The 12,504-nt window shown below is 69.3% G+C and carries 10 protein-coding genes; 5 read left to right on the top strand and 5 right to left on the bottom strand.

The window, feature by feature from the left end; all coding sequences use genetic code 11:
* The first annotated feature begins 67 nt into the window (after positions 1–67).
* Positions 68–1,777 carry an IS1634 family transposase gene (locus tag F4554_RS28435; RefSeq protein WP_179790643.1) on the top strand — a complete coding sequence of 570 codons (1,710 nt, stop codon included), beginning with the start codon at positions 68–70 and terminating at the stop codon, positions 1,775–1,777.
* A 199-nt stretch (positions 1,778–1,976) separates the two neighbouring features.
* A complete protein-coding gene (locus F4554_RS28430) occupies positions 1,977–3,431 on the top strand; it encodes an LCP family glycopolymer transferase (protein WP_179790641.1) in 1,455 nt (484 codons plus the stop codon).
* Here the strand turns inward: F4554_RS28430 and F4554_RS28425 are convergent.
* Genes F4554_RS28425 through F4554_RS28405 form a run of 5 tightly spaced genes read right to left on the bottom strand, consistent with a single transcriptional unit; the run spans position 3,413 to position 9,322 of the window.
* Positions 3,413–4,534: an ABC transporter ATP-binding protein gene (locus tag F4554_RS28425; protein WP_179790639.1), complete on the bottom strand. Its 1,122-nt coding sequence runs from the start codon at positions 4,532–4,534 to the stop codon at positions 3,413–3,415. The genes F4554_RS28430 and F4554_RS28425 overlap by 19 nt on opposite strands.
* Positions 4,515–5,588, bottom strand: coding sequence for an ABC transporter ATP-binding protein (locus F4554_RS28420; RefSeq protein WP_202889495.1), 1,074 nt, complete (start codon positions 5,586–5,588; stop codon positions 4,515–4,517). Before F4554_RS28420 ends, F4554_RS28425 begins: the two co-directional genes overlap by 20 nt.
* Entirely contained in the window at positions 5,585–6,466 is an 882-nt protein-coding gene (locus F4554_RS28415; RefSeq protein WP_179790637.1) for an ABC transporter permease, read from the bottom strand. The genes F4554_RS28420 and F4554_RS28415 overlap by 4 nt, the downstream gene beginning before the upstream one ends.
* A gap of 32 nt (positions 6,467–6,498) precedes the next feature.
* Positions 6,499–7,503, bottom strand: a complete 1,005-nt coding sequence (locus F4554_RS28410; RefSeq protein ID WP_179790635.1) for an ABC transporter permease subunit — start codon at positions 7,501–7,503, stop codon at positions 6,499–6,501.
* Between the two features lie 4 nt (positions 7,504–7,507).
* Positions 7,508–9,322: an ABC transporter substrate-binding protein gene (locus F4554_RS28405; RefSeq protein WP_179790633.1), complete on the bottom strand. Its 1,815-nt coding sequence runs from the start codon at positions 9,320–9,322 to the stop codon at positions 7,508–7,510.
* A gap of 658 nt (positions 9,323–9,980) precedes the next feature.
* Here F4554_RS28405 and F4554_RS28400 point away from each other — a divergent pair.
* The 3 genes from F4554_RS28400 to F4554_RS28390 all read left to right on the top strand — a co-directional run bounded on the left by F4554_RS28400 (position 9,981) and on the right by F4554_RS28390 (position 12,479).
* The gene (locus F4554_RS28400) at positions 9,981–10,811 is read left to right on the top strand and encodes a phytanoyl-CoA dioxygenase family protein (RefSeq protein WP_179790631.1); all 831 of its coding nucleotides are present in this window, start codon (positions 9,981–9,983) and stop codon (positions 10,809–10,811) included.
* Positions 10,812–10,904: 93 nt separating this feature from the next.
* On the top strand, positions 10,905–12,038 hold the full coding sequence (locus tag F4554_RS28395) for an FAD-dependent oxidoreductase (protein ID WP_179790629.1): 1,134 nt from the start codon (positions 10,905–10,907) through the stop codon (positions 12,036–12,038).
* Between the two features lie 57 nt (positions 12,039–12,095).
* Positions 12,096–12,479 carry a hypothetical protein gene (locus tag F4554_RS28390; protein ID WP_179790627.1) on the top strand — a complete coding sequence of 128 codons (384 nt, stop codon included), beginning with the start codon at positions 12,096–12,098 and terminating at the stop codon, positions 12,477–12,479.
* The last annotated feature ends 25 nt before the right edge of the window (positions 12,480–12,504 follow it).

The raw sequence follows: 12,504 nt of genomic DNA, 5'->3' as shown, positions 1-12,504 counted from the left end.
CGTCCGTGCTGGTCACAGCGGAATGGCCGGGTGGCGAGAACCAGCGCCGGACGGTATTACCTAAAGTATGGCGTCGGTGATCGGCAAGACGGTGAACGGCCGGACCTTCTACTACCTCGCGGAGTCCGCCCGGGTCGGCGGAGCGCCACGGGTGGTGGCCCAGCGTTACCTCGGCAGTGCCGAGGACATCGCCGCGGCGCTGGCCGGCGGGCGCGGGCCCGCGCCCACACCGACGCACACCCGGCACCTGGCGTTCGGCGACGTCGCGGCGGTCTGGCGGGTGCTCACCGACCTCGCCGTGGTGGACCTGGTCGACGATCTCGTGGGCTCCGGCTCCGGCTCCGGCTCCGGCCGCGGTCGCGTCTCGGTCGGCACCTACCTCGCGCTGGCGGTGGCCCACCAGGCGGTCGCCCCCGAGTCCGAGCCGGGTGACGTCGACCTCGGGGAGTGGTGGTCGACCACCGCGGCGCAGCGGTTCGTCCGGCCGAGGATCGACCCGGGCGTGCTGGACCGCCGGGCGTTCTGGCGGGCAATGGGCCGGCTGGGGCCGGAGCGGCGCCGGCTGCTCGAGGCGGGCGTGCTGGACCGGCTGCGCGCCGAACTCGCCGAAGCGACCGAACCCGCCGAGGCGGGCGGGCCGGTGCTCGTGCTCGACGTACCCCACTTCACGACGTACGCCGGCCACACCGACGCCGGCGGCGAGGAGTCCACCGACGAGCCGTGGCTGGCCGGCCTGGCGGCCGCGGTCACCCTGGACGGCGCGGTGCCGCTGACCGCCGAGCTCTACCGGCACGGCGACCCGGCGACCACCGCGTTCACCGTGCTCAGCGAACGGCTCGCCACCCGGTACGCCGGGCTGGGCGGACAGGCACCGGTGACCGTCGTGGTGGACGCCGGCCAGTCCGCCGAGGTCGACTTCGCCACGCGTACCGGCCGGCACTTCGTCGCCTCGCTGCCGCTGACCGACCATCCCGAACTGGCCGCGCGGCCGGCGACGGGCCGGCGGGCGGTCGACCGCGAACGGTTTCCGGGCGTGACCGCACTGGACACCCGCGCCCGGGTCGCGGGGGTGGACCGGCGGGTCATCCTGGTGCACTCCAACGCCCTGCGGGCGGCGCAGACGCAGGCCCTCGCCCGCGACCTGAGCAGCGCCACCCGGCGGCTGGCCGACCTCGCCGGGTCCCTGGAACGCCGTACCCTGCACCGGTCACGGGAGCAGGTGGCCGCCGAGGTGGCTCGCATCACCCGCTTCCGGTGGGTCGAACGCGTGCTGTCCACCAGCCTGACCGGCGGCGACGAGGGACTGCGGCTGCGCTGGAAGATCGACGAGGCGGCACTCGGCCGGCTGCGGCACGAGGTGTTCGGCAAACAGGTGCTGGTCACCGACCACGAGGACTGGCCGGTGGCCGACGTCCTCACCGCCTACCGCGCGCGCTACCGCCTGGAGTCGACGCTGCGCCAGTTCGTCGCTCTGGTGACGTCCGCGCCGTCGCCCCGGTGGCGGTGGTCCGACGAACGCGTGGCGGTGCACTCGCTGGTCTGCCTGCTCGCCACCACGGTCGCGCACGTGATGCGGCGCCGCGCACAGCACGCGGGAGTCGACCTGTCGGTACGCGACCTCTTCGCGAGGCTGGCCGGAATCGAGGAGACCGTCGTCTCCTATCCGTCGACGGGTGGGCGGCCGCGGGCGCGCCGGGTGCTGGTCGACCTCGACCCCCTGCAGCGGCGGCTGTGCGCGGTGTTCGCACTGGAGGAGTGGGCTCCCGACCCGCGCTGACGTGCCCGGCGACACCGACCCCCGGTCGGTCACCCAGTGTGGGGACGTTGTCGCACAGAGCTATTGCGCCGCCGCGGAATTCGCCTCACGATTGATGCGCACATCGAATTCGGCGAGGAATGTAAAAGGGTTCTCCGGGCTTTCCACGAGTCCTTCCCGACGGGTTTGGACGTAGTGGCACGCGGGAGAGGTTCCGGATATGCGCGAGGACGAAGAGCAGAGCAAGGGGCCGTTGTCGTACCACTACGAACAGTACGACAAATCTCGCCGCCGAGAGCATGGTTACCGCCGGGCACTGGGCTTCACCGTGCTCGGAACGATCATTCCCGGAAGTGGTCTGGTGATCGCGGGCCGGCGCAGGATCGGCTGGGCGATTGTGGTGCTGACCGCACTCGCCGCCGCCTTCCTCGGCTATCTGTTGCTGCTGCGCCGCGACACCGTGCTGCACTGGGCGGTTCAGCCCGGTGCACTGGTGGTGATCGGTATGGTGCTGCCCGTTCTGGCGCTGGCCTGGGTGTGCGTCATCGTCGCCACGTACCGCTCCCTGCTGCCGCGCGGAGTCGCGACCTTCCAGCGGGTCATGGGGTACGGCCTGGTGGCGGTGCTGGCGCTGGTGACCGTGGTGCCTCTCGGCGTCGGTGGCCACTATGCGCTGGTGCAGAAGGACGTCGTACAGAACGTCTTCGCCAGCTCGCACAGCCGCAGCGCCACCGCGCCCAAGAACGTGTCGGTGAAGGATCCCTGGGCCGGCAAGCGCAGGGTGAACATCGCGCTGCTCGGCGGCGACGGCGGTCCGGACCGGGTGGGCGTGCGCACCGACACGGTGATCATCGCCAGCATCGACACCCACACCGGCAACACCGTGCTCTTCAGCCTTCCGCGCAACCTGGAGAAGATCCCGTTCCCGAAGGGATCGGTCCTCGCCGACGCGTACCCGAACGGCATCTTCGACGGCAAGGGCAACAGGCTGGAGTGGATGCTGACCGCGGTCTACAGGAACGTTCCCGAGCAGTTCCCCGGCCTGCTGAAGAGCGACAACCCGGGTGCGGACGCGGTCAAGCTCGCCGCCGGTGGCGCGACCGGCCTGAACATCGACTACTACGTACTGGTCAACCTCGAGGGCTTCCGGGAGCTGGTCGACGCCCTGGGCGGCATCACCGTCAACGTGAACTCCAAGATCCCGATGGGTGGTGAGTCGTCGGCCGGCCTCAAGCCCGGCGGCTGGATCCTGCCCGGACCCAACAAGCACCTCGACGGGTTCCACGCGCTGTGGTTCGCCCGTGCGCGGTACGGCGCCGACGACTACGCGCGGATGCGGCGGCAACGCTGCACCGTCAAGGCGATCGTCGACCAGGCCGACCCGGTGAAGCTGCTCACGAGGTACGAGGCGCTGGCCAAGACGGCGAAGGACATCGTGCTGACCGACATCCCGCAGAGCCTGTTGCCGGCGGTCGTCGACCTGTCCCTGAAGGTGAAGAAGGCCGACGTCAGCAACGTGGCGTTCACCAACGAGCTGATCAGGTCCGCGCACCCCGACTACGGCTTCATCCACAACCGGGTCAAGGAGGCGCTGCGCGAGAGCGAGAGCGGCACCGCGGTCAAGCAGGCCGCGGACGACCTCGACAGCGCCTGCGCCTACAAGGGCCGCACCTGACCTCCCTGGCCGGCCGGGCCGGCCTGGGCGGACACGGTGAGCAGCTCGCTCAGCCTCTCCTTGGGCAGGGCGGGCTGCTCGGCGTGCAGGAAGCAGGTCGCGGCGTGGTCGGGCCCGGTGAGGTAGGGCGGCGGCGCGTTCTCCACACACCTCGTCATCACTGCCGGGCAACGGTCGGCGAACCGGCAACCCTGGTGGTCCTCCGGGACGGTCACCTTCTCACCGTGCCGGGCGCGTTCCTGTCCCCACGGCCGCTGTGGGTCCGGCCAGGGAATCGAGTCGATGAGCAGTTGGGTGTACGGATGCTTCGGCGCGCTGATCACCGACTCGACGTCACCGGCCTCGACGATGGTGCCGCGGTACATCACCAGGATGTGGTCGCTCACGTGGTAGGCCGTGCCGAGGTCGTGGGTGATGTAGAGGATCGGCACCTTCAACGTCTGGTTGACAGTGCGCAGGCTCTCCAGGATCGTCGCCCGCAGTGAGGCGTCCACCATCGACACCGGTTCGTCGGCCACGATCAGCTTGGGCCGCATCATCAGCGCCCGGGCCACGGTGACCCGCTGGCGCTGGCCGCCGGACAGCTGGTGCGGATACCTGCCGAGCGTCTCGTCCGCCCGCAGCCCCACCGTCTCCAGGGCCGAGACCATCAGGTCGTGCCGGTCCGCCCGCGACTTCGCCAGCCGGAACTTCGCGATCGGCACCGTCAGCACGTGGTCGACCTTGTAGAACGGGTTGAACACCGAGAACGGGTCCTGGAACACCGCCTGCACGTCGCGCCGGAACTCCCGCATCCGGGCACCGCCAAGTCTCGCGACATCGCTGCCCTGGTAGTGGATCGTGCCCGACGTGGGCGAGATGAAGCCCATCAGCAGCGACGCCAACGTCGTCTTGCCACTGCCGCTCTCGCCCACCACCGAGATGATCTGCGGCGTGTCGCCGGCGACGGTGAGCGAGACGTCGTCCAGGGCGACGGTGGCGTGGCGGGAGAGCACCCGGCCGCCGTACACCTTGGTGACGTTGCGGAGCTCGATCAGCGGTGCGCCCGTACGCCCGCTCCCGGCCTCGGTGGTGACCTCCTGGTCAGTGGTCGGCTTCGCCATGACGCTCCTCGTGCAGGTGACAGGCGGCGAACTGGTTGGGCCGGTGCTCGCGGTAGGCGGGCACGGTGGTGCGGCAGACGTCCATCACCCGCGGGCACCGCGGATGGAACAGGCAGCCCGGCGGCAGCGACTTCAGCGAGGGCGGCAGCCCGGGGATGCCGCGGAAGGTTCCGCGGTCCTCGAGCTTGGGCAGGCTCTCGATCAGCAGATTCGTGTACGGGTGCAGGGGCTCGGCGAAGATGTCCCGGATCGGGGACAGCTCGGCGAGCTTCCCGGCGTACATCACCGCCAGCCGGTCCACCGACTGCGCCATCAGTCCCATGTCGTGGCCGATCAGGATGACCGCGACGTGCAGCTCCTCCTGCAGCCGAACGATGGTGTCCATCACCTGACGCTGCACGACGACGTCCAGTGCGGAGGTCGGCTCGTCGGCGATCACCACCTTGGGCCGCATCGCCACGGCGATGGCGATGCACGCGCGTTGCTTCATCCCGCCGGACAGTTCGTGCGGATACATCCGGCCGACCTCGCGGCGCAGGCCGACCGACTCCAGCGCCTCCCGTGCCCTCCCCAGCAGCTCACGCTTGGACGTACGCCCGCCGGAGTGGTCCTCCAGGGTGTCGATGATCTGGTCCTCGATCCGGGCCACCGGGTTGAGGGAGTTCATCGCGCCCTGGGGGATCATCGCGATCTCCCGTGCCCGGCGGGCACGCATCGCCCGCTCCGGCAGCGGCACCAGGTCGGTGCCGTCAAGGACGAGTTGCCCACCGGCGATCCGGCCCGGCCGGCGGATCATCCGCATCAGCGCCAGCGCGACCGTGGACTTGCCCGAGCCGGACTCCCCGACCAGGCCCATCCGTTCGCCGGGCATCAGGTCGAAGGAGATGCCGTTCACGGCCCGCACCACGCCGGTGTCGGTGTGGTACTCCACCCGCAGGTCGCGTACCGACAGCACCGGCCTCGCCGCGGGGTCCGGGCTCGCCGAGGATCCCGAGGACGTCGAGGGTGCCGAGGACGTCGAGGGCGCCGAGGACGCGGTGGACGCGGAGCTCATGCGGACCTCCGGGAACGCGGGTTGGCCCACTCGTCGAGGGCGAAGGAGATGAAGTACAGCGAAAGGATCAGCAGGATGATGATGGCGATCGGGATGCCCCACCACCACCACAGGTTTCGCAGCAGCGCGGAGTACTTCTGCATCCAGAAGAACGTCATTCCCAACGTCGGTTCACGTTGGGAGCCCAGGCCGAGCAGCTCCAGGCCGAGCGCGCCGTAGACCGCACCGATCAGCGCGCCCACGAAGCCCGCGAGCAGGAACGGCGCGAGGTTGGGCAGCAGTTCGCGGATGATGATCTCCGGTCCGCGCATCCCGGACAGCCGGGCCATCTGGATGAACTGGCGTTCCCGCAGCGACAGCACCTGCGCCCGGATGCCGCGGGTCGGCCCGGGCCACGCGAACGCCGCCAGGATGAACGCCATGTTCTCGATCGAGATGTACTGCTGCAGCAGCGAGGCGATGACCACCATCACCAGGAAGCTCGGAATGGTGAACATCACGTCCACGATCCAGCGGATGGCACTGTCGAGCCAGCCGCCGTAGAACGCCGAGATCAGCCCGAGCACGATGCCGACGGCCAGGCCGATCGACCCGGCCAGCAGGCCGATCTTCAGGCTGAGCCGGGTGCCCACGATCATCACCGCGAGCATGTCCCGGCCCTGGGCGTCGGTGCCGAACGGATACTGCCAGGACGGCGCCAGGCTGGCCGGTGCGGCCAGCGGGTAGGGCGCCTTCACCGTGTCCACGAACAGGCTGCCGGCGGTGGAGAACAACACCAGGCCGACGAAGATGATCAGCCCTACTGCCAGGAGCGGGTTGCGGCGGATGTAGCGCAGGAACGAGCCGGCGCGACCTGTCCAGGCCTGCCGTCCCGGCATGGTCATCGATGTTGTCGCAGGGGTGACCATGCTCACCTCCGGTCGTAGCGGATGCGGGGATCGAGCAGGGGATAGATCAGGTCGACCACCAGGGTGGCGATGCACACGGCGAAGACCAGGATCATGGTGATTCCGTACAGCAGGTTGTAGTCGAGCACCTGGATGGAGGAGTTGATCAGGCTGCCGAGCCCCGGGTAGGCGAACAACGTCTCCACCAGCACGGTGGAGAAGATGAACGTGCCGAGCGACATCACCAGGCCGGTCACCTGGGGTAGCAACGCATTGCGTACGGCGTACCGCAGGAACACCCGGCGCGGCCGCAACCCCTTGGCGTCGGCGAAGGTGATGTAGTCCTCGCCGACGGTCATCACCATCAGGCCGCGCATCTGCAGCGCCTGACCGCCGAGTTGGAACAACACCAGCGCCATCGCGGGCAGGAACGCATGGTCGACGACATCGCCGATGAAGGTCAGACTCCAACCGGGGTTGGCGGTCTGGGAGTAGGCCCCGGCCAGCGGGAACACCTTCAGCCGGAACGCGAACAGGTAGATCAGCAGGAAGCCGAGCACGAACGCGGGCACCGCGCTGGTGAGCATGCTCACCGGCACGAGTGCCCGCAGCCAGCCGGGCGAACGCGGCCAGCCGAGCGCCGCGCCCAGCACCGTGCCGACGACGAACGCGATCAGGATCGACACCAGGCCGAGGCAGATCGTCCACGGCAGGGCGTCACCGATGACGGAGTTGACCGTCCGCGGATACTGCGCGATCGAGTATCCGTAGTCGAACTGCACCACCTTGAGCAGGGCGTGAAGATACTGCTTCCACAGGGGCTGGTCCAGGCCGTACTGATGGGCGTACGCGTCGGCCATCGCCTGCAGACCGGTCTGGTTGCGCCCACCCTGGGTCGCGGCGAGCTGCAGGCGTTCCTTGATCGGGTCGCGCGGACTGAGCTTGGGGATGAAGAAGTTGATCGTCGCCGCTGTCCACATCACCAGCAACAGCAGCAGGATGCGGCGAACCAGGTAGCGCCACGACACCGGCTCACCCCTTCGCGGACTTGAGGTGGCTGAGCTCCAGTGGAAGTGTCTTGAACCAGAACGCCCCCGGCAGGTACGGGTCGGACTTGGACGGCCAGCCGGTCCAGTACGTCGTGTTGAACGGGATCCGGTGCAGCCACTGCAGCAACGGCGTGTGCGGGAGGTTCTTGAGATAGATCTCCATCGCCTGTACGAACAGCGGCAGCTCGCCCGGGTCACCGACCGGCAGACTGCTCATCCGCTCCACGATCTTGTCGTAGTCGGCGTTCTTCCAGCGGGTGCTGATGTCGCCCTGCACCCCCATCTTGGACACGTGCCGGGAGTGCATCAGCTCAAGCGACGGGTAGGGGTCGGCGATGGCGCCGGCGAAGCCGAAGAGGAACAGCTTCGCCGAGCCGTCGGCGATCCGCGTCCCGCTGTCCGAGGGCGCCTGGTGGGAGGCGTTGAATCCCGCGGCCCGCAACTGCTCGGCCAGGATGGGGCCGTAGTCGGTGGTGAGGTCCTGCAGGCCGTAGATCGTGGCGTCCACCCGCTTGCCGGACTTGTCCACCCAGAGGTTCTGGTTGTCCTTCTTGAACCCCTTGCTGGTCATGATCTGCTCGGTCTTGGCCGGGTCGTGGGCGTTGGTGGGGTAGCGCTGCAGGAGCGACTGGATCGCGTCGAAGTACTTCTGCAGCGGTGGGAAGTTCGGGAACGGCAGTTGCGAGATCGTCCCCGCCCCCTCGTATCCCACCGACACCAGCTGGTCGCGGTTGATGGCGTGGTTGACCGCCCGTCGTACGTCCGGGTCGTTGTACGGCGGGACCGCGCAGTTGAAGAACAGCGACTGCGGCCACCAGTCGATGTAGCCGTAGGGCGCGGAGCGCCCGGTCCAGGTGACGACCTTCGGGTTCTCCTTCACCACCTGCTTGATCACCGGCGGCCGCAGGTCGAGGGAGGAGTCCAGTTCGTTGTTGATCAGCCGCTGCGCGGTGTTGGTCGGGTCGGTGAACGGGACGACGATGACCCGCTGCGGCCCGGGCTGCTCGGCGATCTGGGCCTTGACCGCCCACCAGTCGTCGCGCCGGTCCAGCAGCCGGCGCTGGTTGGTCCAGTCCACCATCTGGTAGGGGCCGGTGACGACCGGCCACTTCTTCGCCGGGTCGTAGAAGAGGAACTCCGCCTGCTTCTTCTGCTGGGAGAAGATGTGCTCGGGTACCAGGAAGATGCCCAGGTCGTTCTTCATGTACAGGTAGTCGAAGACGAACCTCGGGGCGGGCTTGGTGAAGCTGATCTCGACGGTGTTGTCGTCGACCGCGCGGGCGCTCTTCACCCACTCCCGCATGTCCGCGGAGTACTGCATCGCGGTGTTCTTCTTGTCCTTGAGCATCATCAGGGTGAACGCCACGTCGCCCGCGGTGAACGGCTTTCCGTCACTCCAGCTGGCGTCCTTGCGGGTCTTGATGGTGACCTGGGTGTTGTCGGAGGTGTAGGTCGGCTGGCCGTCCGCGAGCCACGGGATCGTCTCGCCGGTGAACGCGGAGTAGAAGTAGAGCGGCTCGAACATCGCCGCCAGCCCGCGCTGGTGGTTGAAGCCGGAGGCGTACGGGTTGCAGATGCCGACGTCGGACCCGTCGCCGTTGGCCAGCATCAGGGTCTTCTCCCGGGGCACCGACTTCGGCTTGCCACGCGGGACCGGGCGGGAGGACGTCTGCGAGGGTTGCGGTCCGGGTGGCGCCTCGGGGGTACCACAGGCGGCGGCCAGGACCAGGCCGGACGTGGCGAGTCCGGTGAGCTTCAGGAAGTCCCGTCGCGAACCGTCCGGCGACATGGGAGACATGCGTACCTCCAGCGATCAGCCCAGCTGTCAGCAAGGTCGAGCGACCCGCGGGGCGGAGGAGGACACATCGGTACGGAGCGCGGGAAGACGGCCGTACGCATGCTCACCGCCTCGCCCACGAGGTCTGGAAACTGCGTGTGGTGACTTCACATCTCAATGCGTGTCAAAGCTTTGGATCCGGAACGTGCTGCGGTGATGCGTTCGATGCATGGCAGTGCTGCGTTCGGTGCGTGGAAACGCTTCGCCGGCGGACACGGCACACCCGGGGGCGAAGACGTGAACGGGACGCTAATGACGGGGTGGTGAAGTGTCAATGACAACGGCATTCTCGGTCATGTACCAGGTTGGTATCGCTGCCTCCGCGGCACGACGGCGAACCTGGCTCCGTGGGGGACGCGTTGCCAGGAAGGGCTTTCGTAGCGTCCGAGGCATGACAGCTTCGCGTTCAACGTCCGAACTCAGAACCCTCGGCCGGCCCTCGGCGCGCTACCGGGAGATGTCGTTCGCGGAAATTCCGGCTGGTGGTGACGGGACACCCATCACGTGGTGATCGGCGGTGACCAAGCGTTCGGGCAGGTGTCCGGAGTCGGCCGCATCGGTTCGGGTTTCCTTGATTTCCCAAACGCCGTACACCTACGTTCACAGGTTCGTATGGACGATGGAGGAGGGCGGGCTGGTGGACCTGCGAGACGACGAGGCACTGGCGACGGCGCGGCGCACCTTTCGTGACTCGGGCATGCTGGTGCTGCCCGACGTGTTCGACGTGGGGCGGGTGGCGGCCCTGCGTTCGGCGTACGACGAACTGCTGCGAGCCGAGCTCGGCCACGACACCTCCGGCGGCAACTCCTCCGATCGGGTGCAGCCCACCGACGGCCGCAAACACGTGCAGATGCAGCTGCCGCTGGTGCCGCCGTTCTCCGACGTGGAGACGGTCGCGCACCCGCTGCTGGTGAAGGTGCTGACCGGCATTCTCGGCGAGAACTTCCACTGCTCGTACTACAACTCCAACACTGCGTTCCCGGGTTCGACGTACCAACGGGTGCACCGAGACGCCGGCCCGGTCTTCGGCGCCGACCTCGGCGTACCCACCCCCACCACGGCGGTCGTCGTCAACATCCCGCTGTGTGACTTCACCCGGGAGAACGGCAGCACGGAGGTCTGGCCGGCGTCGCACCTGATCGTGGACTCGGCCGACGACGCCGACGTCGACCTCACCACCAGGGCCCAGGCGCTGGCGTCGGCCCGGATGGACGTGCCGGCCGGATCGGTGGTGGTCCGCGACCTGCGGCTGTGGCACCGCGGCGTACCCAACGAGTCCGGCGATGCCCGCTCCATGCTCGCCGTGGTCTACCAGCGGTCCTGGCTGTCCTGGCGGGCGCACTCGCTCCGGGTGCCCGCGGCCACCTGGCGGGCCTGGCCTGACCATGTGCGGTCGATCTTCTCGGCGGCGCCCGTCGACGCCGAGGACGGGGCGTCCGTGATGTCCTGACAGAACGGTGGAGCAGTGACCGGGACGTTCGGGCCGACGTCCGCCCTTTCCGTTGCCGGGAAGGCTTCGGCCGCTTCGCTGGTTGGACAGGGCGTGGGCAGCCCGGACGAATCGAACACTCGGCGCGAGGTCGACGTGGTGGTGATCGGAGCGGGGCAGGCCGGCCTGTCCAGCGCGTACCACCTGCGGCGCGACGGGCCGGCGCGCGGAACCGGGTTCGTGGTGCTGGACGCCGACCCGTTGCCCGGCGGTGCGTGGCGGCACCGGCCCGCGACGCTCACCATGGCCAAGGTGCACGGCATCTTCGACCTGCCGGGCAGCCGGTTCCGTACTGCCGAAAGCACCGACCGCACCGCCGACCCCGACGACTCCGCGGACGCGAGCCGGCCGGTGGCCGAGGTGGTGGCCGACTACTTCGCCGCCTACGAACGCCGCAACGACCTGCCGGTGCTGCGCCCGGTCCCGGTGGACAGCGTGCGCGAGGACGGCGACCGGCTCCTGGTCGGCGCGGGCAACCGGGAGTGGGCAGCCCGCGCGGTGATCAACGCGACCGGTACCTGGCGCAGGCCCTACTGGCCGGCCTACCCCGGTGCCGCCGACTTCGCGGGGCGGCAACTGCACTCGGCCGGCTACGGCGGCCCGGCGGAGTTCGCCGGCCGGCGCGTGGTCGTGGTGGGCGGCGGCAACTCCGCCGCACAGATCCTGTCCGAGATCGCGGACGTGGCCGCCGCGACCACCTGGGTGACCCGTCGCCCGCCGGTTTTCCGCGACAGCTTCACCCGCGAGGACGGCAGGGCCGCGGTGGCGCGGGTGGAGGAACGCGTACGCGCCGGGCTGCCGCCGCAGAGCGTGGTCAGCGTCACCGGACTGGCGTACACCACTGTCGTCAAGGAAGCCTTGCGCAAGGGCGCGCTGACCCGGCTTTCGATGTTCGACCGGATCCTGCCCGACGGTGTGCTGTGGTCCGACGGGCGGTTCGTGCCCGCGGACGTCATCGTGTGGGCGACCGGCTTCCGTCCCGACCTCGGCCACCTCGCGCCGCTGCGGCTGCGCGAACCGGGCGGCGGCATCCGGATGGACGGCACCCGGGTGGTGGCGCAGCCGCGCCTGCACCTGGTCGGGTACGGCCCCTCCGCGAGCACCGTCGGAGCCAACCGGGCCGGCCGGGCGGCTGCCCGGGAGGTGGTTCGGATGCTGGCCGAGAACATGATCGTCGGCGCGGTATAGTCCCCCCGCCACTCCGCCCAGGACATGCGGCGTGCGGTGGCGGGAGGGAACGAACCGATGGACGCGTACGCCGCGCTCGCCATCGCGCTGATTGCCGTCGTACTGCTCGTTGTGCTGCTGGTCGCCGTCGTGCCGGCGGGCTCGCCCGGCCGGCTGGTCAGGTTGTGCCCGCGCCGAGGCTCCGAGCCCGACCCGTTCGCCACCCATCGCGCGCTCCTCGGCCAGGTGTGCACCACCCGCTCGGTGCGGGTCGACCGGTACGTCGGTACGGCCGACGCGCCCGGGCCGGACGGGGCGGCCACGCGGATCCAGGTCCGCCAGAACGGCGAGGAGGACCTACCGCCCGGGTCGACCGCGCTGATCTACGACTACGAGCCGGACGGCGGGTACTACTGGGTCGCGGCGTACGACCCGAGACACGACCTGTCCGACGGCGGCTGACTCCGGCCAGTCGCTCAGCCAGTCC

Source organism: Actinopolymorpha rutila (assembly GCF_013407855.1).
In the GTDB taxonomy this organism is placed as follows: domain Bacteria; phylum Actinomycetota; class Actinomycetes; order Propionibacteriales; family Actinopolymorphaceae; genus Actinopolymorpha; species Actinopolymorpha rutila.
Note: the sequence above shows the minus strand (reverse complement) of the source record. Positions and strands in the feature narration are given on the sequence as shown.

Coding starts and splice junctions, on each gene's coding strand:
- F4554_RS28420 (WP_202889495.1), bottom strand. CDS start 5,588: ATGAGCTCCGCGTCCACCGCGTCCTCGGCGCCCTCGACGTCCTCGGCA.
- F4554_RS28435 (WP_179790643.1), top strand. CDS start 68: ATGGCGTCGGTGATCGGCAAGACGGTGAACGGCCGGACCTTCTACTAC.
- F4554_RS28425 (WP_179790639.1), bottom strand. CDS start 4,534: ATGGCGAAGCCGACCACTGACCAGGAGGTCACCACCGAGGCCGGGAGC.
- F4554_RS28430 (WP_179790641.1), top strand. CDS start 1,977: ATGCGCGAGGACGAAGAGCAGAGCAAGGGGCCGTTGTCGTACCACTAC.
- F4554_RS28415 (WP_179790637.1), bottom strand. CDS start 6,466: ATGCCGGGACGGCAGGCCTGGACAGGTCGCGCCGGCTCGTTCCTGCGC.
- F4554_RS28390 (WP_179790627.1), top strand. CDS start 12,096: ATGGACGCGTACGCCGCGCTCGCCATCGCGCTGATTGCCGTCGTACTG.
- F4554_RS28400 (WP_179790631.1), top strand. CDS start 9,981: ATGGAGGAGGGCGGGCTGGTGGACCTGCGAGACGACGAGGCACTGGCG.
- F4554_RS28405 (WP_179790633.1), bottom strand. CDS start 9,322: ATGTCTCCCATGTCGCCGGACGGTTCGCGACGGGACTTCCTGAAGCTC.